The sequence below is a fragment of the Vibrio sp. T3Y01 genome, from assembly GCF_013114525.1.
Classification (GTDB): domain Bacteria; phylum Pseudomonadota; class Gammaproteobacteria; order Enterobacterales; family Vibrionaceae; genus Vibrio; species Vibrio chagasii_B.
Map to the genome: position 1 here is coordinate 1 of NZ_VTXJ01000013.1, position 21,547 is coordinate 21,547.

20 protein-coding genes, 2 tRNA genes and 1 pseudogene are annotated in these 21,547 nt (G+C 45.2%); 16 read left to right on the plus strand and 7 right to left on the minus strand.

Annotated features, from left to right (window positions below; translation table 11 throughout):
• The first annotated feature begins 101 nt into the window (after positions 1-101).
• From F0232_RS14850 to luxS, 11 genes and pseudogenes are all read left to right on the plus strand, one after another.
• Positions 102-178 (plus strand) — tRNA-Arg (locus F0232_RS14850).
• Positions 179-258: 80 nt separating this feature from the next.
• Positions 259-335: transfer RNA gene (locus F0232_RS14855), tRNA-Arg, on the plus strand.
• Positions 336-710: 375 nt separating this feature from the next.
• Positions 711-968: an oxaloacetate decarboxylase subunit gamma gene (locus F0232_RS14860; RefSeq protein ID WP_004741884.1), complete on the plus strand. Its 258-nt coding sequence runs from the start codon at positions 711-713 to the stop codon at positions 966-968.
• Positions 969-999: 31 nt separating this feature from the next.
• Complete coding sequence (gene oadA, locus F0232_RS14865) at positions 1,000-2,787, plus strand: sodium-extruding oxaloacetate decarboxylase subunit alpha (RefSeq protein WP_008221082.1); 1,788 nt, start codon at positions 1,000-1,002, stop codon at positions 2,785-2,787.
• Positions 2,788-2,796: 9 nt separating this feature from the next.
• Complete coding sequence (locus tag F0232_RS14870; protein ID WP_105057587.1) at positions 2,797-3,927, plus strand: sodium ion-translocating decarboxylase subunit beta; 1,131 nt, start codon at positions 2,797-2,799, stop codon at positions 3,925-3,927.
• Between the two features lie 153 nt (positions 3,928-4,080).
• A complete protein-coding gene (locus F0232_RS14875; protein ID WP_105057586.1) occupies positions 4,081-5,034 on the plus strand; it encodes an NADP-dependent oxidoreductase in 954 nt (317 codons plus the stop codon).
• A gap of 6 nt (positions 5,035-5,040) precedes the next feature.
• Positions 5,041-5,502 (plus strand): YqaA family protein, encoded by a 462-nt coding sequence (locus F0232_RS14880; protein WP_004741880.1) that lies wholly within the window; start codon positions 5,041-5,043, stop codon positions 5,500-5,502.
• A 9-nt stretch (positions 5,503-5,511) separates the two neighbouring features.
• Positions 5,512-8,370, plus strand: a complete 2,859-nt coding sequence (locus F0232_RS14885; protein WP_105057585.1) for a pitrilysin family protein — start codon at positions 5,512-5,514, stop codon at positions 8,368-8,370.
• A 99-nt stretch (positions 8,371-8,469) separates the two neighbouring features.
• Positions 8,470-10,038, plus strand: a complete 1,569-nt coding sequence (gene gshA / locus F0232_RS14890) for a glutamate--cysteine ligase (protein WP_061032462.1) — start codon at positions 8,470-8,472, stop codon at positions 10,036-10,038.
• 10 nt (positions 10,039-10,048) lie between these two features.
• A pseudogene (locus F0232_RS14895) lies at positions 10,049-10,698 on the plus strand (hypothetical protein).
• Between the two features lie 24 nt (positions 10,699-10,722).
• The gene (gene luxS, locus F0232_RS14900; protein ID WP_105057584.1) at positions 10,723-11,241 is read left to right on the plus strand and encodes an S-ribosylhomocysteine lyase; all 519 of its coding nucleotides are present in this window, start codon (positions 10,723-10,725) and stop codon (positions 11,239-11,241) included.
• A 109-nt stretch (positions 11,242-11,350) separates the two neighbouring features.
• Here the strand turns inward: luxS and F0232_RS14905 are convergent, their stop codons facing one another.
• Both F0232_RS14905 and F0232_RS14910 read right to left on the minus strand, forming a co-directional pair.
• Positions 11,351-12,622 (minus strand): HlyC/CorC family transporter, encoded by a 1,272-nt coding sequence (locus F0232_RS14905; protein ID WP_008221067.1) that lies wholly within the window; start codon positions 12,620-12,622, stop codon positions 11,351-11,353.
• A 127-nt stretch (positions 12,623-12,749) separates the two neighbouring features.
• Positions 12,750-13,544, minus strand: coding sequence for an inner membrane protein YpjD (locus tag F0232_RS14910; protein WP_004738143.1), 795 nt, complete (start codon positions 13,542-13,544; stop codon positions 12,750-12,752).
• 200 nt (positions 13,545-13,744) lie between these two features.
• On the opposite strand from F0232_RS14910, the gene ffh reads away from it, so the two are divergent.
• From ffh to rplS, 5 genes are all read left to right on the plus strand, one after another.
• Positions 13,745-15,136, plus strand: a complete 1,392-nt coding sequence (ffh, locus tag F0232_RS14915; protein WP_061032466.1) for a signal recognition particle protein — start codon at positions 13,745-13,747, stop codon at positions 15,134-15,136.
• Positions 15,137-15,355: 219 nt separating this feature from the next.
• Positions 15,356-15,604 carry a 30S ribosomal protein S16 gene (rpsP, locus tag F0232_RS14920; protein ID WP_004410028.1) on the plus strand — a complete coding sequence of 83 codons (249 nt, stop codon included), beginning with the start codon at positions 15,356-15,358 and terminating at the stop codon, positions 15,602-15,604.
• A 24-nt stretch (positions 15,605-15,628) separates the two neighbouring features.
• Entirely contained in the window at positions 15,629-16,183 is a 555-nt protein-coding gene (gene rimM, locus F0232_RS14925; protein WP_061032467.1) for a ribosome maturation factor RimM, read from the plus strand.
• 27 nt (positions 16,184-16,210) lie between these two features.
• Positions 16,211-16,951, plus strand: coding sequence for a tRNA (guanosine(37)-N1)-methyltransferase TrmD (gene trmD, locus F0232_RS14930; protein ID WP_061032468.1), 741 nt, complete (start codon positions 16,211-16,213; stop codon positions 16,949-16,951).
• A 59-nt stretch (positions 16,952-17,010) separates the two neighbouring features.
• Positions 17,011-17,364 (plus strand): 50S ribosomal protein L19, encoded by a 354-nt coding sequence (gene rplS / locus F0232_RS14935; protein WP_004738151.1) that lies wholly within the window; start codon positions 17,011-17,013, stop codon positions 17,362-17,364.
• A gap of 351 nt (positions 17,365-17,715) precedes the next feature.
• On the opposite strand, the gene yacG is transcribed toward rplS, so the two are convergent.
• From yacG to F0232_RS14960, 5 genes are all read right to left on the minus strand, one after another.
• The gene (gene yacG / locus F0232_RS14940; RefSeq protein ID WP_008222354.1) at positions 17,716-17,913 is read right to left on the minus strand and encodes a DNA gyrase inhibitor YacG; all 198 of its coding nucleotides are present in this window, start codon (positions 17,911-17,913) and stop codon (positions 17,716-17,718) included.
• A gap of 80 nt (positions 17,914-17,993) precedes the next feature.
• Positions 17,994-18,734: a cell division protein ZapD gene (gene zapD, locus F0232_RS14945; RefSeq protein WP_061032469.1), complete on the minus strand. Its 741-nt coding sequence runs from the start codon at positions 18,732-18,734 to the stop codon at positions 17,994-17,996.
• 26 nt (positions 18,735-18,760) lie between these two features.
• Complete coding sequence (gene coaE, locus F0232_RS14950) at positions 18,761-19,375, minus strand: dephospho-CoA kinase (protein ID WP_105057583.1); 615 nt, start codon at positions 19,373-19,375, stop codon at positions 18,761-18,763.
• A 2-nt stretch (positions 19,376-19,377) separates the two neighbouring features.
• Positions 19,378-20,247 carry an A24 family peptidase gene (locus tag F0232_RS14955; RefSeq protein ID WP_102426438.1) on the minus strand — a complete coding sequence of 290 codons (870 nt, stop codon included), beginning with the start codon at positions 20,245-20,247 and terminating at the stop codon, positions 19,378-19,380.
• Between the two features lie 66 nt (positions 20,248-20,313).
• Entirely contained in the window at positions 20,314-21,543 is a 1,230-nt protein-coding gene (locus tag F0232_RS14960) for a type II secretion system F family protein (RefSeq protein ID WP_105057582.1), read from the minus strand.
• Positions 21,544-21,547 lie beyond the last annotated feature (4 nt).

Here is a 21,547-nt window from a genome sequence, read left to right on the forward strand (position 1 = left end):
TACGAACCAGGCGGTCGGAGGTTCGAATCCTCCAGGACGCGCCACTATTTAGGGTTTCCTTGTGAACTCCTGATATTGGGAATACTGATATCGAAAACCGTGCGTCCTTAGCTCAGCTGGATAGAGTACCTGGCTACGAACCAGGCGGTCGGAGGTTCGAATCCTCCAGGACGCGCCACTATTTAGGGCTTCTTTCTATAAGAATGAAATCCTTATATTGATCTGTTGTTAGTAACAATGAATTGATATTAAAACCGTGCGCTCTTAGCTCAGCTGGATAGAGTACCTGGCTACGAACCAGGCGGTCGGAGGTTCGAATCCTCCAGAGCGCGCCACATTATTAAAAAAAGCCTCGTTTTCACGAGGCTTTTTTTATGTCTGGTATATAAATGTTGATAAAATGTTAAAATTACTTAACGTTTAACTTGTTGTATTTTAAGTGGTTATCAAATACTTCCTTGTTATTCTACCTTTCTCATATCAATTCTCAGAAAAGCCCCGCTTAAGTCACAGTTTAAATATCTAAAAATGACGTATTTGACAGATTTATGTGATCTGATAGGCGAATAATTAACCTTATGTGTGCGTTATCCGTAACAGAACCTTAAACAAAATTGACAAACTTTTACCAATCGAGATAATCCATGGGTCGGGATCACTATTCGCTGAAATCCTGTACATATGTCAGGATGACGAAGAAAGGAAGCAACATGACTAATATTGGAAGCCTGCTAGGAGATGCGGCGACTCTAATGATAACGGGGATGTCCGTTGTCTTTATTTTCCTAACTATTCTAGTTTACCTCGTTCGGTTGATGTCAAAACTGGTACCAGAAGAAGTACCTGAGCCGATCGCAGCACCTAAAAAAATTCAAAAATCACAATCAAACCCTTCAGCTGTTAGTCCACAGGTAGTGGCAGCAATTTCGGCCGCGGTTCATCAATACCGTGCGTCAACTGCTAAGTAGCATTTAAAGGATTAAAAAGGAGTTTATGAGCATGTCTAAACCACTAGCTATCACAGATGTGGTACTTCGTGACGCGCACCAGTCACTATTTGCTACTCGTATGCGTATCGAAGATATGCTGCCAATTGCGGCAGAACTGGATAAAGTCGGTTACTGGTCTTTAGAGACTTGGGGCGGCGCGACGTTTGATTCGTGTATTCGTTTTCTTGGAGAGGATCCATGGGAGCGATTGCGTGAACTGAAAAAAGCGATGCCAAATACACCAATGCAGATGCTACTGCGTGGTCAAAACCTGTTGGGTTACCGTCACTACGCGGATGATGTAGTAGAAAAATTTGTTGAACGTGCCCATAAGAATGGCATGGACGTATTCCGTATTTTTGATGCGATGAATGATGTACGTAACTTTGAAAAAGCGGTGAAAGCAACGATTGACGTTGGCGGCCACGCTCAAGGTACCTTGTCTTACACAACCAGCCCTGTCCACAACTCAGATACTTGGGTTGATTTGGCTAAGCGTCTAGAAGACCTAGGTTGTCATTCACTATGTATCAAAGATATGTCAGGTTTATTAAAGCCTTACGAAGCTGAAGAATTAATTACACGTATCAAAGCGTCGTGTGACGTTCCTCTAGCACTGCATAGCCACGCGACAACGGGTCTTTCTACAGCAACAGCAGTTAAAGCCGTTGAAGCGGGTATCGATATTCTAGATACCGCTATCTCTTCAATGAGCTGTACTTACGGTCACACACCAACAGAAACGGTTGTGGCGATGTTAGAAGGTACTGAGCGTGATACTAACCTTAAGCTGGATCAGATTGAGCCAATCGCTTCTTACTTCCGTGATGTTCGTAAAAAGTACGCGAAATGGGAAGGCCAACTAAAAGGTGTTGATTCTCGTATCTTGATTGCTCAGGTTCCTGGCGGCATGTTGACTAACATGGAAGGCCAGTTAAAAGAGCAAGGTGCTGCCGATCGTATGGATGAGGTGCTTGAAGAGATCCCACGCGTACGTAAAGAGCTTGGCTACATTCCTTTGGTAACGCCAACCTCTCAAATTGTCGGTACTCAAGCGGTTATTAACGTACTGACGGGTGAGCGCTACAAGAGCATCACTAAAGAAACAGCGGGTTTATTGAAAGGCGAATACGGTCAAGCTCCAGCTGAAGTGGATGCAGAACTGCAAGCTAAAGTATTGGATGGTGCTGAAGCGATCACTTGTCGCCCAGCAGATCTGCTGAAATCTGAAATGGATGAGTTAACGACTGATTTGCTAGAAAAAGCAAAAGCAGAAGGTATTTCTCTAGCGGAAGATACGGTAGATGATGTACTGACTTATGCACTGTTCCCACAAGTGGGTCTTAAGTTCCTTAAGAACCGTCGTAACCCAGAAGCATTCGAACCTGCGCCAACGGCAGAAGCTGCGGCTCCTGTGGCAGCAGCGGCACCAGCTCCTGTATCTGGTGGGATCGAGAGCTACAGCGTGAAGGTGGATGGTCAGGTTTATGATGTAGAAGTTGGCCCACAAGGTGAACTGACGTCAGTAGCACCATCAACAAAACCAGCTCAAGCGGTACAAGCTGCACCGGTAGCGGCATCTGACGCGGAAGCGGTACCAGCTCCATTAGCGGGTAACATCTTTAAAGTGAATGTTCAGGCGGGCGCTGAAGTCGCTGAAGGCGACGTTCTGCTTATTCTTGAAGCGATGAAGATGGAAACGGAAGTTCGTGCTGCTCGTGGTGGTATCGTTCAAGAACTGAATGTTAAAGAAGGCGATGCAGTTACTGTAGGCGCTCCACTACTAAGCCTAGCGTAAGGGAGTACCATGGAAGGATTGATGACCTTATGGTCTGAAACAGGGATTGCTAACTTCGAGTTCGGCCAGATCTGTATGATGCTGGTCGGTTGCTTGCTGTTGTTTTTGGCGATCCGCAAAGGATTTGAACCTTTACTGTTGTTGCCGATTGGTTTTGGTGCTGTATTAGCCAATATTCCAAATGCTGGATTTACTGATCCAGGTGGTTTGCTTTACTACGTTTACTACATTGGTATTGAAACGGGTATTTTCCCACTGCTGATCTTTATGGGCGTGGGCGCGATGACGGACTTCGGTGCGTTGATTGCTAACCCTAAAACCTTGTGGTTAGGTGCAGCTGCTCAGTTCGGTATTTTCGCAACACTGTTTGGCGCGATCTTGCTGAACTACATTCCAGGCATGGAATTTACGATGGCAGATGCTTCTTCTATCGCAATCATCGGTGGTGCAGATGGCCCAACGGCTATCTTCTTAGCGAGTAAGCTCTCTCCTGACCTGCTAGGTGCGATTGCTGTAGCAGCATACAGCTACATGGCTTTAGTTCCTATCATTCAGCCGCCAATCATGAAGGCGTTAACGTCTCCAGAAGAGCGCAAAATTAAGATGGCTCAGCTTCGTCACGTAAGCAAAGGTGAGAAGGTCCTTTTCCCACTTGCAGTGTTACTGATGACGATCTTGTTCCTACCTTCAGCAACACCACTGGTTGGTATGTTCTGTTTAGGTAACTTAATGCGTGAAGCGGGTGTGGTTGACCGTCTATCGAAGACTGCACAAAACGAACTGATCAACGTTGTAACTATCTTCCTTGGCTTGGGTGTAGGTTCTAAGCTTCAAGCAGATACCTTCTTGAACTTAGAAACGTTAGGTATTCTAGGCTTAGGTGCGGTGGCGTTCAGTATCGGTACTGCGGGCGGTGTGTTGATGGCGAAGCTATTAAACCGTTTCTCGAAAGAGGATATCAACCCACTGATTGGTGCTGCTGGTGTATCAGCGGTTCCAATGGCAGCTCGTGTTGTGAACAAGGTTGGTCTTGAGGCGAACCCTCAGAACTTCTTGTTGATGCACGCAATGGGGCCGAACGTGGCAGGTGTATTAGGTAGTGCGGTTGCGGCCGGTATTCTATTAGCGCTAGTCGGTTAGTGGATAGCTAGGTCATGTATCGTTACGTTAATTGGTCGTCAATTTACGAATGAGCGGTTAACTTAGCCTTATTAAATGGTTTATAGTCGAAGGGATGCTTGTGCATCCCTTTCTTTTATTCGTTAGGTTTTAACTAATTAGGGACGTGTTTAAATGGAAAATAGACAGATAGCGATTACCGAGTTTGGTGGGGTGGAAAACCTTGTACTTCAAACCAGTGCAATACCAGAGCCTAAAGCTGGCGAAGTGGTGGTTAAGGTCTCTTTTTCCGGCGTCAATCCGATAGATGTTAAAACTCGAGCAGGGCTAGGTTGGGCGGCTGCACAAAACAAAGATAACCTACCTTGGATACCAGGCTACGATATCGCGGGGCAAGTGGTTACGTTAGGCGAACAGGCTGAGCGTTTTACTGTTGGTGATAATGTGGCGGGCTTTATCGGCTTCCCATTGCAAGGTGGTGGTTACAGCCAATATGTGTGTGTACCTGAAACTGCACTGAGCATCATTCCTAACTCTGTAACATTAGAAGCGGCAGCCGCTCTCCCTCTGGCGAGTCAAACGGCGGCACAAGCGCTCAATAAAGCGGAAGTGAAAGAGGGCGATCGCGTACTCATTTTAGCGGGTGCGGGTGGTGTTGGACACATTGCCGTTCAAATTGCCGTTGCAGCAAAAGCTGAGGTTTACACCACTTGTAGCGAAGCAAATCTTGATTACCTAGCAACGCTAGGTGCCCATGCTATTAACTATAAATTTGCTCCAGCGTCTGAACGAGTGTCGGATGTCGACGTGCTGATTGATTTGGTAGGTGGCGATACGGCGCTTGATGCGTTGAAGTGCCTGAAGGATGGCGCAAGAGTGGTTACCGTTCCGACCCTATCGGCAGAGTTAATCTGCGAGAAGGCAAAACTTTTAGGTTTCACAGCATCAGGTATGTTGGTGGAACCTAACCCAGAGCAAATGGATACCATGCTTTATATGGTGAGTGTTGGATTGCTAAAAACAGAAATTCAAGGTATTTACCCGCTGGAAGAGGCACAGTCGGCTCATCTGCAGGTAGAAACCGGACACACCAGAGGCAAGATACTGCTTAAGATGCAAGAAGGTTAATATGCAGTGCTAGAGTTCTTTAATTCTCTTTTCGAAAACATAGCGCTTTGGTTCTCTGATTCAGCGCTATGGGTCTTATTTATCAGTGGCTTCTTGAGTGCCACCTTGTTGCCCGGAGGCTCTGAAGCGAGCCTTGTCGCGGCATTGAGCTTAGATCAATTCTCAACATCGTCGATCATTCTGATAGCGACACTCGGCAATACGTTAGGTGGCCTTACTAACTATTGGATTGGTTTGTGGTTGCCTAATCGAACTCAATCAGAAAAGCATGGTCATAAGGCTATGGCTTGGCTAAGCCGTTATGGTTATTGGACTTTACTCTTCAGTTGGTTGCCCGTTATCGGTGACCCTTTGTGTCTAGCCGCTGGCTGGCTGAGAATGAAATTCATCCCTAGCGTTATCTTGATTGCGATTGGCAAAGCTGCTCGCTATAGCTTACTTGCTGCTATCTACTTCGGTTTTTTCTAAGGAGAACCTATGAAAAAGGTTTTACTTGGTACATTTTCTCTTATCGCCATTGCCGGCTGTTCTTACAATGTACCTAGCTCAACATCCTTCTTTTCCTCATTACCAGAAGGTGTCACTCTTTTAGAAGAGGTTAAGCCCTCTAAAGATAAAGTGGTGATTCCTTATGCTAAGTATCAATTAGATAATGGACTCACCGTTATCCTTTCTCCCGATGATTCCGATCCACTTGTACACGTGGATGTTACCTATCATGTCGGCTCTGCACGTGAAGAGATAGGCAAGTCTGGTTTTGCTCACTTCTTCGAGCATATGATGTTCCAAGGCTCTGAGAACGTTGGTGACCAGCAGCACTTCAAGATCATTACTGAGGCCGGTGGTTCGTTAAACGGCACCACTAATCGTGACCGCACTAATTACTTTGAAACCGTCCCATCTAATCAACTTGAAAAAATGTTGTGGTTAGAGTCAGACCGAATGGGCTTCTTACTTGATGCGGTTTCTCAGCGGAAATTCGAGGTTCAGCGAGGTACGGTTAAAAATGAACGAGCTCAAAGCTATGAAAATCGCCCTTATGGTTTGATGTGGGAGCGCATGGGTGAAGCGCTTTACCCTGAAGGGCACCCATATTCATGGCAACCAATTGGCTATGTCGAAGATCTTGACCGAGTGGATGTGAATGATCTCAAGGCATTCTTCTTGCGTTGGTACGGCCCAAATAATGCGGTACTGACAATCGGTGGTGATATCGATGTCGACGATACGCTTGAGTGGGTTAATAAATACTTTGGCCCGATCCCAAAAGGCCCAGAAGTTAAAGCTGCAGAGAAACAGCCTGCTGTGCTAACGGAAGACAAGTACATCACTCTAGAAGATAACATTCGCCAACCAATGGTATTGGTCGGTTGGCCGACAACTTATCGCGGCGAAGAGACCCAAGCATCATTGAATGCGTTGTCTAATGTTTTAGGTTCTGGCACCAACAGCTATCTGTACCAAAATCTAGTGAAAACTCAAAAGGCAGTGAGTGCTGGTTCATTTCATGATTGTGCTGAATTGGCATGTACCATGTACGTATATGCGATGGGAGACTCTGGTAAAAAAGGTGACTTAACCGTTCTCAATAAAGAGTTAATGGATACCTTAGATAAGTTCTCGAAAGAGGGGGTTCAACAAGAGCGTCTAGACCAGATTACCGGAATGGCTGAGGCGGATGCGGTTTTTGCACTGCAAAGTGTAAAAGGCAAGGTGTCGCAATTGGCATCTAACCAAACTTTCTATGGTCAGCCAGATCGCATTGAATCCCAGCTGGATCAAATCCGGGCCGTTACACCAGAAAGCGTGAGTAAGGCCTACCAAGATTTCATCGAAGGTAAGCACAAAGTGACTTTAAGTGTGGTTCCTAAGAAGCAGCTTGATTTAGCGGTTCGTGAAGCGACGTTTACCACACCACCACGTACGTTGCCTGAATACAGCAAGGTGACAGAAGACCAGTTGAACTTCAGAAGAGCTACGGACACCTTTGATCGCAGCGTGATGCCAGAGGTCAACTTTGGTGTAGAAGCGACGATGCCAGAGCTGTATCGCATGCACTTTGCAAACGGTAGCGACTTGATTGGTACTGAAACCAGTGAAACGCCGACAGTACAGATGCAAATCCAACTGCCGGCGGGTGAGCGTTATGTCCGTAAAGGTCAAGAGGGCCTAGCAAACCTAACAGCCGCTATGATGGAAGAAGGCTCTACTAAACGAACGGTTGAAGAGCTACAGGCGACCCTAGATAAGTTGGGTACCAGTGTGAGTATCAATGCTGGTAGTTACACCACAGATATTTCAATTTCTACGCTAGAGAAAAACCTGCCTCAAACCTTAGCGATCGTGCAAGAAGTTTTGCTGGAGCCTAAGTTCGATGAGCAAGATTTCGAACGCGTTAAGAAACAGATGCTAGAAGGGGTGGTATATCAGCATCAACAACCAAGCTGGATGGCATCTCAAGCAACCCGTGAAGTGCTGTTTGGCGACAGTATTTTTGCTCGCGCAAGTGATGGTACTAAAGAGTCTTTAGAATCGTTAACTCTGGACGATGTAAAACAGTTTTACAGTCAACACTATACTCCGGAGGGAGCTAATATTGTTATTGTAGGGGACATCTCGAAGAAAGAGGTTGGAAAGCAGCTACAATTCTTTGAGGAGTGGAAAGGCGAGGCGGCACCGCTGACACGCCCACAGATTGTCAAAGACCTGACTGAGCAGCGTTTATATTTAGTTGATAAGCCGGGTGCGCCGCAAAGTATTGTTCGCTTAGTTCGTAAAGGCCTGCCTTTTGATGCAACAGGTGAACTATACAAGAGCCAATTGGCTAACTTTAACCTAGCGGGTAACTTTAATAGCCGTATCAACCAAAACCTACGCGAAGACAAGGCGTACACTTATGGTGCGAGCGGTTACTTTGCCAGTACTCGCGAAACGGGCGCGGTGGTATTTAGCGCGCAGGTAAGAGCGAATGCGACAGTGCCATCGATTCAAGAGTTTATTAATGAACTGAATGAGTTTAGTCAAAGTGGATTAACTGATGATGAGGTGAAATTTATGCGCCTTGCCGTCGGTCAACAAGATGCGCTCAAATACGAAACGCCAAGTCAAAAGGCTGGTTTGTTGAGTAATATTGTCGCATTGAGCCTTGATGAAGATTACCTACAACAACGTAATCAGATAGTTGAGACGGTCTCAAAAGAGACATTGAATGAACTATCGAAGAAATGGTTCGACCCGAATGATTATCAAATAATTGTGGTTGGTGATGCGGCTTCGCTTCGCCCTCAATTAGAAAAGTTAGATATTCCAATAGAAGAGCTTGAAATCATTCGTTAGAGTACACATTAAAGGGGGAGGGAAGAGACTCTACTTTTCTCCTCCAACCTAATTTATGATAGTTCTAATCGGAACGATATAAGATAAGTGAACTGAATTTTGACTGATTTTGCTGCGCGACTAAAGCAAGTTGCAACCAACCCTAAGACCTTCTCTCAATTTGGTCGTGGTGTTGAAAGGGAAACATTACGCTACACGGAAGATGGGCACCTTGCTACTGGGCCGCACCCTAAGGCTTTAGGTTCTGCGTTGATGAACGAGTGGGTAACAACCGATTTCTCTGAGTCGTTACTGGAATTTATCACGCCTGTTTCAAATGATGTTCCTACTCTTTTGAATCAGTTGTCTGATATTCATCACTTCACGCAAACCAAGTTAGACGGCGAAAAGCTGTGGCCGCTCTCTATGCCTTGTTACGTTGGTAGCGAAGATTACATTCAGCTCGCGCAATACGGCACGTCTAATAACGGTAAAATGAAAACGTTATACCGAGAAGGCTTGAAACGTCGTTACGGTAGCTTGATGCAGATTATTTCTGGTGTGCACTTCAATTTCTCTTTCCCTGAAAGCTTCTGGGATAGCCTATTTGGAGAGCAAACAGAAGAGGCGCGTTGTGAAGCTAAGTCAGATGCGTATTTCGGTTTGATCCGTAACTACTACCGCTTTGGTTGGTTAATCCCATACTTCTTTGGTGCTTCGCCAGCATTATGTTCTTCTTTCATCAAAGGAAGAGAAACCAACCTACCTTTTGAAAAGGTTGGCGAGACACTGTATCTACCAAAAGCAACGGCGCTGCGTCTGAGTGATCTTGGTTACACTAACAGCGCACAAAGCGTATTGAAGATAGGCTTTAACAGCCTAGGTCAGTACCTTGAAGGCTTAAACCAAGCGATTCGCACGCCATCTGAAGAGTTTGCAGAGATTGGTGTTAAGGTTGATGGCGAATACCGTCAGCTTAATAGCAACGTATTGCAAATTGAGAATGAGCTTTACGCACCTATTCGTCCTAAGCGTGTGGCGAAGAGTGGTGAGAAACCATCTGAAGCACTGGCTCGTGGCGGTGTTGAGTACATCGAGGTTCGCTCTCTAGACGTAAACCCATTCAGCTCAATTGGTATCACTGAGCAGCAAGTTCGCTTCTTAGATCTATTCCTAACGTGGAGTGTGCTAACTGACTCTGCTGAAATGGATAACTGTGAGCTTGAATGCTGGCGTGATAACTGGAACAAGGTGATCTTGGAAGGTCGTCAAGTTGGTCTAGAACTGCAAATTGGTTGTCACGGTGAGCGATTGTCTCTTCAAGATTGGGCTAAGCGCGTGTTCAAAGACCTACGCTCAATTGCTGAGATGATGGATGCTGAACAAGGCGGCCGAGCTTACCAAGAAACCTGCGATACGCTTGAAGCTTGGATTGATAACCCAGAGCTAACCATTTCTGGCCAATTGCTAGAAGAGACTAAGAAGTTAGGTGGTTTAGGTAAAGTTGGCTGTGCGCTAGGCAAAACGTACGCTCAACAGCACAAAGCACATCAATACAAAGTATATTCAGCTGAGCTGATGGAAGCAGAGGTTCAACGCTCTGTGGTAGCTCAGCAACAAAGTGAAGAAGCGAGCACTCAAGATTTTGATAGCTTCTTAGCGGATTATTTTTCGTATTTAAAAGCATAGCGAGACGTTGGTGGAAAGGAAGCAAACCTTATTAGGTAAGCCTACTCGTGCGAGTAGTAAATGGTTACCTGTAGTCACTGTCGGTGTTGTCTCTAGCCTTTTGGTTGGTTGTGCAACACCACCGCCGAAACAGCAAGACAACCTATGTAGTATCTTCAGAGAGCATCCATCGTGGTATGAAGATGCCTTAGATATGCAAGAAGAGTGGGGTACTCCCATCAACGTAGCGATGGCTTTTGTAAAACAAGAGAGTAGCTTCCGTCATGATGCGCGGCCACCAAAAGACTACATCCTAGGGTTTATTCCTTGGGGGCGGTAAGCAGCGCTTATGGCTATGCTCAAGCTCAGGACCCCGCTTGGGAAGATTTCCAAAAAGCGACCAACAATGGCGGTTCAAGAACCAACTTTGATGATGCGCTTATGTTTATAGGCTGGTACACCAGCGAAACGCGTCGTCAACTCGGTATCTCGCTATGGGACCCGTACAACCAGTACTTGGCTTACCATGAAGGCCGCGGTGGTTATAAACGTAAGTCGTATAACAGCAAACCATCTTTAATTAAGGTGGCTCGTAAAGTCGAACAGCAAGCAAAAGATTATGGCTGGCAACTGAAACAGTGCCGCAAAGAACTAGAAGACAATCGAAGTTGGTTTTTCTAAAGCCAACCGTCACGGAGAATAGCAATGCCTTTATTAGATAGTTTTACTGTAGATCACACTCGTATGAACGCACCAGCAGTTCGTGTTGCGAAAACAATGCAAACTCCAAAAGGGGATACAATCACGGTATTTGACCTGCGTTTTACGGCACCAAACAAAGATATCCTATCTGAGAAAGGTATCCACACTCTTGAGCACCTATACGCTGGCTTCATGCGTGCTCAACTGAACGGTTCAGACGTAGAGATCATCGATATTTCACCTATGGGCTGTCGTACAGGTTTCTACATGAGCCTGATTGGTACACCTTCAGAGCAGCAAGTTGCTGATGCTTGGTTAGCGGCAATGCAAGACGTGCTGAAAGTTGAGAACCAGAATAAGATCCCTGAGCTGAACGAATACCAGTGTGGTACAGCAGCAATGCACTCTTTGGACGAAGCGAAAGAGATCGCGAATGCCATCATCGCTGCTGGTATCTCAGTAAACAAGAATGACGAACTAGCACTGCCAGAGTCAATGCTTAAAGAGCTTAAAGTCGATTAATCATTTGAGTTGATTCTCGATGAGTAAGATATGAAAAGGCCCGGTTCATTGAACCGGGCCTTTCTGTTTTCTCATGTAGCAGATCAATAGAGATCACTATTTGAACCTGTTATCCATTTACGATCTGTGGAAAGACACGTACTAGCTTGATGCGGTTCTCTTCAAGCTCCACAATCTCCATTGGATGACTGGCAACCTGAACACTTAGGTGGCTCTCTGGAATGTCTTCCAGATGTTCTAGTATCAAACCATTTAACGTTCTAGGACCATCGGTTGGGAGAGCCCACTGCAAGCCTTTGTTGATATCACGAATGTTCGCACTACCTTCAATTAGGAAGCTGCCGTCGCTCTGCGGTGTGATTTCATCAGACAAACTTGGCGCAATTGAAGTGGTAAACTCACCGACAATTTCTTCTAGAATATCTTCTAATGTCACCAAGCCATTGATATCACCGTATTCATCAACGATTAGACCGATGCGCTGTTTGTTGCGTTGGAATTTTAGCAGCTGAATATTGAGTGGGGTTGCTTCAGGAATGAAGTAGATTTCGTCTGCGGCACGTAGCAGAGTCTCTTTGTTGAATTCGTTTTTTTCCAGCATCAAACGATACGCTTCGCGCAGCCTTAGCATGCCAACTACTTCATCTATTTGGTCACGATAAAGAACAACTCGGCCATGAGGGGAGTGGGTCAGCTGGCGAACGATGGATTTCCAATCATCATTAATGTCGATACCGGTAATCTCGTTACGAGGCACCATGATATCGTTCACGGTAACGTGCTCTAAATCTAGAATAGACACCAACATATCTTGGTGACGTTGAGGTATTAGATTGCCCGCTTCATTTACAACGGTTCTTAGCTCTTCAGAGCTCAAATGATCGGTCGCGTCGTGACTGGCTTTGACACCCAGAATACGAATGAAGCCATTGGTAATGAAGTTCACTAATATCACCAGTGGTGACAGTACCTTCATCAGAATCATTAGCAAGATGCTGCTAGCGTAGGAGACACGTTCAGGAAACAGAGAAGCGATGGTTTTTGGTGTGACCTCAGCGAATACGAGGATCACGAGAGTCAGGGTACCGGTTGCGACAGCCACACCGATGTCCCCGTAGATACGCATACCAAGAATGGTAGCGATCGCAGAAGCGAGAATGTTGACAAGGTTGTTACCGATGAGAATGAGGCCTATCAACCTGTCGGGGCGGTTCAGAAGTTTTTCTACGCGCTTTGCACCTTTATGACCCGTGTTGGCCAAGTGCTTTAAACGGTAGCGGTTCAAGGACATCATGCCCGTTTCGGAACCAGAGAAATAACCAGAAATTACAATGAGACACGCGAGTAGCGCAAATAAGATACCCGTTGATATGTCGTCCAAAACTATTCTTTTCCTATTTGTGTATCTTGATTAATTTATGACCGAACATGGTCGAGATGTCAATTGAATCTATCTGACTCAATATTTTAAAGGCAAGGTATGCGTGACCTTGCCTTTAATTTGGTTGTTATCTCAGGATGATTTCCTGAACGAAGCGGCTACCGAAGTAGGCTAATGTGAGCATGCTAGCACCTGCAAGGGCGAACCAAGTCACCTTTTGTCCACGCCAGCCTTTTTGGTAATGGCCCCACAGAAGAATGGAGTAGATAACCCAAGCGATAAAAGACAACACGGCTTTGTGTGCTTTACCTTGAGCAAACATGTCTTGTACGAAGATGAAACCAGTCAGTAAGGTACCCGTTAATAAGCCATTACCAATTAGGATGATCTTGAAAAGTTGTCTTTCAACCATCATTAATGGAGGTAGGTTAGGGTTGATAACCAGTGCTTTCTTCTTTTTAAGTTTGTGATCTAGCCACGCAAGCTGTAGTGCGTATAGAGCACCAATAGTGAGCGTCGCGTAAGAGAACAGCGCCAAAGAGATGTGCATCAGCAGTTTTGGGTCATTCTCTAAATGTTTGATGAAGGTACTTGGAAGAAAAGTTGCCGCCATCAAGTTCAGTGCTGCGAAGCTATAAACCACAGGAAGAATGAACCACAGTCTGGTTTTGAGCATAGCACCGCTCATCACTAGAGAAATGATTAAACTGATCAGTGAAGCAACGTTTAAGATACTGAGGTTTTGACCACTGGCATTAAAGATTAAATCGCCAAGCAACCAAGCATGGAAAGCTAGAGCAAGTAATGCGCTGATAAACACCGTTTTTACACGGATTCCTGTTTGGTGCACGAGACCTGGAATGATCGTGGAAATCGCCATTGTATAAAGAAAGGCTGCTGCGATCGCAATAAGACTGTCCATGGTATCCATTAAAATGATTACTAATTGGCGAATTATACCTTGCATCGCTCTTTGGGGCTATGGTGAACCTCACTCAATTCCAAGTGAACACCGTCTCACATCACAAGCGTGGATGATTAACGCTCTACAACGGGTATGACTCTAATCCACGCTAATGTATACTCAACTTAATAGTCGCAGGATTGAGCGAAGAGAAAACTATGTTTGATAATTTAACGGATCGTCTATCCAAAACGCTGAAGAATATCAGCGGTAAAGGTCGTCTGACCGAAGACAATATTAAAGATACGCTACGTGAAGTGCGTATGGCGCTTCTTGAAGCTGACGTGGCACTGCCAGTTGTCCGCGATTTTGTTAAGCGTGTAAAAGAAGGCGCTGTGGGTGTTGAGGTTTCTAAATCTCTAACACCGGGCCAAGAATTCATTAAGATCGTTCAAGCTGAACTTGAAGCGGTGATGGGTGAGTCTAACGAAGCACTTAACCTAGCAGCGCAACCGCCAGCGGTTATCTTAATGGCTGGTCTACAAGGTGCGGGTAAAACCACATCGGTAGGTAAGCTATCTAAATTGCTGACAGAGCGTGACAAGAAGAAAGTCTTGGTTGTGTCTGCCGACGTTTACCGTCCTGCGGCGATCAAACAACTTGAAACGTTAGCTAGCGATGTTGGCGTTGACTTCTTCCCATCTTCGGCTGACCAGAAGCCGATTGATATTGCTAACGCTGCAATCGACCACGCGAAGAAGAAATTCTACGACGTGCTACTTGTCGATACCGCGGGTCGTTTAGCGATTGATGAAGAGATGATGGGCGAGATCCAAGAGCTTCATACGGCAATAAACCCAGTTGAAACTCTATTCGTTGTTGATGCTATGACAGGTCAAGATGCGGCGAATACGGCAAAAGCCTTTGGTGATGCGCTTCCACTAACCGGTGTTATCTTAACGAAAGTTGATGGTGATGCGCGTGGTGGTGCGGCGCTGTCTGTTCGTCATATCACTGGCAAGCCAATCAAATTCTTAGGTGTTGGTGAGAAAACTGACGCACTAGAACCATTCCACCCTGATCGTGTTGCTTCTCGTATCTTAGGTATGGGTGACGTTCTGTCGCTTATTGAAGACCTACAGAAAAACGTTGATACCGAGAAAGCAGAGAAGCTGGCTAAGAAGTTCAAAGAGAAGAAAGGTTTTGACCTTGAAGACTTCCGTGAACAGCTAGGCCAGATGCAAAACATGGGCGGCATGATGGGCATGATGGATAAACTTCCAGGCATGTCTCAGCTACCAGACAACGTGAAAGATAAAGTTGATGACAAGATGTTCAAGCAGATGGAAGCGATCATCAACTCTATGACCATGAAAGAGCGTCAACGCCCTGAGCTAATCAAAGGCTCACGTAAAAAACGTATTGCCGCTGGTTCTGGTACACAGGTACAAGATGTAAACCGTATGCTTAAGCAGTTCACCCAAATGCAGAAAATGATGAAGAAAATGCAGAAAGGTGGCATGAAAGGCATGATGCGCAACATGCAAGGCATGATGGGCGGCGGTGGCATGGGTGGTATGGGCGGCGGCTTCAACCCGTTCGGTCGATAATCGCCTAATGTAACCTGTAGCACCTTTACTTTTCATAGTGTTATCTGTGTCACAGAAAGTATACAGGCACTATGTTGGTGAAAAAATAGCTAAACCCCTTGCATTGCCCCGGAATAAGAGTAAAATTCCGGGGCTTTAATTTGGCACGAGACCCCAAGCTGTTTAGTGATAAATGGTTATTGGGGTTAATTATTTTATTAAGAAAGCAAAGAGGACGACATGGTAACCATTCGTTTGGCACGTCACGGCGCTAAGAAGCGTCCATTCTATCAAATCGTAGTTGCGGATAGCCGTAACGCTGCAACTGGCCGTTTCATCGAGAAAGTAGGTTTCTTTAACCCTACTGCTCAAGGTCAAGAAGAAGGTCTACGTCTAGACCTAGATCGCGTTAACCACTGGGTTGGTCAAGGCGCATCTCTATCTGATCGTGTAGCTAAGCTAGTTAAAGACGCTCAAAAAGCGGCTTAATTCTTTTTAAAAGAGAAATAGCTTATGTCGATGAAGGGTAAAGAAACGATGAGCAAGCAAGACGAAAAAATTGTTATGGGCAAGTTTGGTGCTACCTATGGCATTCGTGGCTGGCTTAAAGTTTTTTCCTACACAGACAACGCTGAAAGCATATTTGATTACTCTCCTTGGTACGTTAACCAAAAGGGGAAGTGGGTTGAATTCAAAGTAGAAAGCTGGAAGCGCCATAACAAAGGTATGGTGTGTAAGCTGGAAGGTTTTGAGGTTCGCGAGGACGCTCATGTACTGACTAACTTTGAAATCGCAATAGACCCTGCTTCATTACCTGAATTGTCAGAAGAGGAATTCTACTGGCGTGAATTGTTTGGTATGCAAGTTGTAACCACTAAAGGTTACGATCTAGGTGTCGTTACCGACATGCTAGAAACTGGCTCAAACGATGTTCTAGTAATCAAAGCAAATCTTAAGGATGCTTTCGGACAAAAGGAACGGTTAGTACCGTACCTTGAAGAGCAAGTGATCAAGAAAGTTGATCGCGAAGCTCAACGGATCGAAGTTGACTGGGATCCTGGATTCTAACTTTAAAATCATAGAGCGAGAGAACACATGTGGGTTGGCGTAATTAGCCTATTTCCTGAAATGTTCCGTTCAGTTACTGATTTTGGAGTAACGGGTCAAGCGGTAAAGAAAGGTCTTTTATCTATTGAGACATGGAATCCTCGTGATTTCACTCATGATAAACATCGCACTGTTGATGATAGACCTTACGGTGGTGGTCCTGGCATGTTGATGATGGTTCAGCCTTTGCGCGACGCTATTCAAACTGCCAAACAAGCATCACCGGGAAAGACGAAAGTTATCTACCTTTCACCTCAAGGTCGTAAACTCGACCAGAAAGGTGTTGAAGAGCTAGCAACAAACGAGAATTTACTTCTTATTTGTGGTCGCTACGAAGGGGTAGATGAGCGCATCATTCAATCTGAAGTCGACGAAGAATGGTCGATTGGAGATTTTGTGATGACGGGTGGTGAACTGCCAGCCATGACGCTGATTGATTCAGTCTCTCGGTTTGTACCGGGTGTACTTGGAGATTTCGCTTCAGCAGAAGAAGATTCTTTTGCGAATGGTTTGCTAGATTGCCCTCACTATACGCGCCCTGAGGTGCTAGACGACAAAGAAGTGCCTTCGGTGCTCAAGTCTGGAAACCATAAGGACATTCGTCGCTGGCGATTAAAACAATCGTTGGGCCGAACTTGGCTAAGAAGACCAGAACTCCTGGAAAACCTAGCTCTGACTGACGAACAGGAACAATTACTGGCTGAATTCATTAAAGAGCAACGCTCTTAACGAAAAGCAAGCAGTAACCTATTAAATTTAGTATCAGTTTATTCTAGGAATTTATACAAATGAGCAACATCATTAAGGCTCTTGAAGAAGAGCAACTAAAATCAGACCTTCCTAAATTCGCACCAGGTGACACTGTTGTAGTTCAGGTTAAGGTAAAAGAAGGTGACCGTGAGCGTCTACAGGCTTTCGAAGGCGTAGTAATCGCTATTCGTAACCGTGGTCTTCACTCTGCATTCACAGTTCGTAAGATCTCGAACGGTGAAGGTGTAGAGCGTGCGTTCCAAACTCACTCTCCAATGGTTGATAGCATCGAAGTTAAACGCCGTGGTGCAGTACGTCGTGCCAAGTTGTACTACCTACGTGAGCGTTCTGGTAAGTCTGCTCGTATTAAAGAGAAGCTTGCTAAGAAGTAATTCTTTTTGCATTCTATCGATAAAAGCGGAGCCATTTGGCTCCGCTTTTTTGTGCCTGCTATTTAGAGTTTCGCAGTTAAGAGATCCCCAACTCGTTCGTTCCTCGTTCTTGTGGATGACGGAGAGGTTTGAATTACTGAGTTAGGACATGATACTAGGACTACTTTGGTCGTCATTCCCTAGACTGACGAAGGAAGGAGTAGGGAATCTCTTTTGGCAAACACCAAACTGTCGGCAATAAAAAAGGATTGACGCAAAACGCCAACCCTTAATAATTCATCTCGAATCTCGAATCTCGAATCTCGAATCTCGAATCTCGAATCTCGAATCTCGAATCTCGAATCTCGAATCTTAGTACTGGTCTTCCGACCAACCATCGCTATCAGACATATCTGGTGCGCCAGCGATACTGTTCTCTTCGTCTGCCCATTCACCGAAATCAATCATCTGACATTGCTTACTGCAAAACGGACGGTGTGGGCTCTGTTCACCCCATTCAACGTCAGTATTACATTGAGGGCATTTAACGATGGTGATTTTGTTCGACATAGTGATTCTTAATTAGAGGGTGTAATAACAAAGAGTTTAGGCTCAAGTGTTCACTCAAGCCAAACGCTAAAGGAAATTAATTAGGTGCAGATAGCCAGCTCAAATTCGATATCTTGAGTACAGGCTTGTCCTGTTTCAAAACTCATGAATTTAACAGCAAAGCGGTTTTTGTGCCCTGAGATCATCGGGTAGGCACCGTATTGCATCGGAATGGATAGGCGAAGGATATTCGCTTCTTCAGCATCGCTCTGGAAGAAGCCAGCGCGAGCAATTTGCTCTTTAAAGTGACCAGTCTCTCGGGTTAGCTTTAACCATAGCGTTAGCGCTTCATACAGAGGCTGTAGGCTATCCATCCACGCCTTGGCATCTCTCATTCTCTTATCAAGAGGGAGGTGTAACCAATAATGCAGCGCTGGTAGGTCAAAGCAGCATGAACCGCCAGGCAGATTAAAACGCTGGCGAATGGCACTTAGGAAGCGGTCTTCTTTAAGAGATTGACCAAAACGCTCCGCATGCATTAAATCACGATAGATGTTGCCAATGTCATTGAGCAGTGACGTAAGCATCTCTTGATCGACACCTTCAACGTCTAACCAGCTTTTGTAGGTGACACGTTGCTTCTCAAGATCTTTTGCAAGTTCGCTCTTGAGTTGGATCTGTTCGAAGATTTCAATCAGATCGAAGATAGAGCGGAAAAAGAGTTGATACTGTTGAGCATCGGAAAATGTAGAAGACAGATGTAACTGCCTCAAGAGCGATTCCACTCTTAGGTAGATGCGTGTTTTCTCATTTAGAGGATGTTCAAATTTGTGGGTGATCATCGAGCAAGCCTTCATTCAACATAGTTCTATTCTGACCCATCTACTGTACTGATTGCCAGATACTTTTTATGTAAATCTGTGATTTGCGGCAAAAGTTCTTGGTTTTTAGTATGGTTTTTAATCACGTCATCTGCAACTGCTAAGCGTTGTTCTCTTGAAGCTTGTGATTTCAAAATTGATACAACTTGTTCCCTAGAAACATTGTCACGGTTCATCGTTCGTTCAATTTGCACTTCTGTAGGCACATCAACAATTAATACGCGATCCGTCATGCCTTGCATCTGGTTTTCAACCAATAGAGGTGCGACTAATAAACCATAGGGAGAGGTGACTTTAGACAGGTCACTGTCAATTTTGTCACGGATCATGGGATGAAGAAGATCATTGAGCCATTGTTTTTGCTCTGGGTCTGAGAAGATCAGCTCGCGCAGTTTAGATCGATTGAGTGTGCCATCTTCAAGCAAGATGGTTTCACCAAAATGAGCAGTAATCTGTTTTAGTCCATCACTGCCTAACGCAACCACTTCACGTGCCACGATATCGGCGTCGACAATATCAATGCCAAAATGTTCGTTGAATAGGTTAGCGACAGTCGTTTTTCCACTGGCTATACCGCCACTTAATCCGATAATGATTGCCATGGTTACATTCCTAATACTGAAGTGAAATACCAACCCATGATGTCGTTACCCCACATCAAGCTTACCCAACCAGCAATCGCAAGGTAAGGGCCGAATGGGAAGGCTTTATCAATGCCTTGCTGTTTCAAGCGCAGCTGAATCAAACCAAACACTAGACCAACAAGCGAAGACAGCAGGATGATCATCGGTAGATGCTGCCAACCCAGCCATGCGCCAAGTGCAGCCAGTAACTTGAAGTCACCGTAACCCATGCCTTCTTTACCTGTCAGCAGTTTGAACAGCCAGTAGACGGACCATAATGCGAGGTAGCCAGCCATAGCGCCGACTACTGAGTCTTGAAGCGATACTGGGCTGATATTAAATAGGGCTAAAGCGATACCAGACCAAACTAACGGCAAGGTAATCTGATCAGGCAATAGCATGGTGTCGAGGTCGATAAAAGTCGCGGTAATTAACGCAAAGGTGAAAAATATCAGTGCAATAGCGTAAAAACTGAAACCAAAGTGACTGGCAACAACTGTGCAAAGTGTCGCAGTCAGCAGTTCAACCAAAGGGTAGCGAGCGCTGATTGGATTAGCACAGCTGTGACACTTACCCTTCAAGAACAACCAGCTTAACACTGGAATATTGTCGACGATTCTTAATTGAGTTTTACATTTAGGGCAAGTAGAGCGAGGAACACTGAGGTTGAACTTACCTTCTGGCGCAGGAATTTTATATTGGGAGAAATACTCCGAGCACTCTTGTTGCCATTCGCGTTCCATCATAATAGGTAAACGATGTATGACGACGTTAAGGAAGCTGCCAATCAGAAGGCTAAAAATGAATGCTAATACCGGGAATAGCCAAGGATAGTAGTGAAATACTTCCATAGTGTCCTTTACCACTTAATCAAGATGAGTAGAGGTTTCTACTCATGGGTGTTTAGTTGCTTTTGGCTATCCTAACACACTCATAAGATTAAAGATCGGTAAGTACATCGCAACCACAAGACCACCTACGACGGATCCTAAAAACACAATGATCAGCGGTTCTAATATTTTGCCCAAATTATCGACGGTGTTGTCGACTTCAAACTCGTAAATCGAGGCGACTTTGTTGAGCATTTCATCAAGGTTGCCTGACTCTTCGCCAATCATCACCATCTGCAACATCATCTCAGGAAAGGCGTTGGTATTTCGCATTGCGATATACATTGGAATGCCTGCAGCGGTTTCGCGATGTACTTCGATGATTGCCGATTCATAGTGCAAATTACCTGCGGTTTTGGCTGTGGTTTTTAGACTCATGAGAATGGGGATACCAGAACCGAAACTGGTTGATAGTGTGCGACTGAATTTGGCAATGGAGGCTTTGGCCATGACACCGCCTAGAATTGGAAACCTTAACCCCAAGCGGCTGGTCGATAATCGAATCGAGTAGGAACGCTGACAGAGTTGATAGATAACTAATGCTGCTAACCCTGCACCTACAAATGTATAAAAGCTGTATGCCTGCATCCAATGAGAAAGCTCTAGTACTTGCTGTGTAAACCAAGGGAGGTCGGCACCAAAGCCTGAAAACATCGACTCAAACTCAGGAATCACTATGGTCAGCATTAAATAAGAGACAGTGAGTGCGACAGTGACTACCATTGCAGGATAGATGAGCGCCTTGATGACTTTAGACTTGAGCTGTTCACTCTTCTCACGATAGGTCGCTAAGCGTTCAAAGACTTGTGCGAGGTTACCCGAGAGCTCACCAGTTGCGACTAAATCGGTATAGAGGTCATCGAAGTGACGACTTGCGGTTCGCATCGCTTTGGATATAGGTGTACCAGCCTCAACACCTTTACAGATGTGTGACAGGATAGATTTCATTTCAGCTTTGCGGTGGTTATCTGAGACCAACTTAATCGCCTGCACAATCGGGACACCTGTAGCTAACATAGTCGCAAGTTGGCGGGTCAATACGGTGATATCCCGAGACTTAACTCTATGGGTTAAACGCGTCAGTGCCGAGATGCTTTTCTTTTTGATTTTCTTTATCTGGATATGCTGATCTTTGAGCTTTTCACGTACTTCTAATTCGGTAAGCGCTAAGGTTTGCCCTGATACTTTTTTACCGGAGCTATTGATGCCTTTCCAGTGGTAGCTTTTTAATTGTGATTGCTTAGTTTTGCTGATCATTGAA

What these genes read in the sequence shown, in the direction of transcription:
- yacG (WP_008222354.1), bottom strand. Translation starts at nt 17,913, where the DNA reads ATGTCGAACAAAATCACCATCGTTAAATGCCCTCAATGTAATACTGAC.
- oadA (WP_008221082.1), top strand. Translation starts at nt 1,000, where the DNA reads ATGTCTAAACCACTAGCTATCACAGATGTGGTACTTCGTGACGCGCAC.
- F0232_RS14960 (WP_105057582.1), bottom strand. Translation starts at nt 21,543, where the DNA reads ATGATCAGCAAAACTAAGCAATCACAATTAAAAAGCTACCACTGGAAA.
- coaE (WP_105057583.1), bottom strand. Translation starts at nt 19,375, where the DNA reads ATGGCAATCATTATCGGATTAAGTGGCGGTATAGCCAGTGGAAAAACG.
- rplS (WP_004738151.1), top strand. Translation starts at nt 17,011, where the DNA reads ATGAGCAACATCATTAAGGCTCTTGAAGAAGAGCAACTAAAATCAGAC.
- zapD (WP_061032469.1), bottom strand. Translation starts at nt 18,734, where the DNA reads ATGATCACCCACAAATTTGAACATCCTCTAAATGAGAAAACACGCATC.
- rimM (WP_061032467.1), top strand. Translation starts at nt 15,629, where the DNA reads ATGTCGATGAAGGGTAAAGAAACGATGAGCAAGCAAGACGAAAAAATT.
- rpsP (WP_004410028.1), top strand. Translation starts at nt 15,356, where the DNA reads ATGGTAACCATTCGTTTGGCACGTCACGGCGCTAAGAAGCGTCCATTC.
- F0232_RS14910 (WP_004738143.1), bottom strand. Translation starts at nt 13,544, where the DNA reads ATGGACAGTCTTATTGCGATCGCAGCAGCCTTTCTTTATACAATGGCG.
- F0232_RS14875 (WP_105057586.1), top strand. Translation starts at nt 4,081, where the DNA reads ATGGAAAATAGACAGATAGCGATTACCGAGTTTGGTGGGGTGGAAAAC.
- F0232_RS14870 (WP_105057587.1), top strand. Translation starts at nt 2,797, where the DNA reads ATGGAAGGATTGATGACCTTATGGTCTGAAACAGGGATTGCTAACTTC.
- trmD (WP_061032468.1), top strand. Translation starts at nt 16,211, where the DNA reads ATGTGGGTTGGCGTAATTAGCCTATTTCCTGAAATGTTCCGTTCAGTT.
- F0232_RS14885 (WP_105057585.1), top strand. Translation starts at nt 5,512, where the DNA reads ATGAAAAAGGTTTTACTTGGTACATTTTCTCTTATCGCCATTGCCGGC.
- ffh (WP_061032466.1), top strand. Translation starts at nt 13,745, where the DNA reads ATGTTTGATAATTTAACGGATCGTCTATCCAAAACGCTGAAGAATATC.
- luxS (WP_105057584.1), top strand. Translation starts at nt 10,723, where the DNA reads ATGCCTTTATTAGATAGTTTTACTGTAGATCACACTCGTATGAACGCA.
- F0232_RS14860 (WP_004741884.1), top strand. Translation starts at nt 711, where the DNA reads ATGACTAATATTGGAAGCCTGCTAGGAGATGCGGCGACTCTAATGATA.
- F0232_RS14955 (WP_102426438.1), bottom strand. Translation starts at nt 20,247, where the DNA reads ATGGAAGTATTTCACTACTATCCTTGGCTATTCCCGGTATTAGCATTC.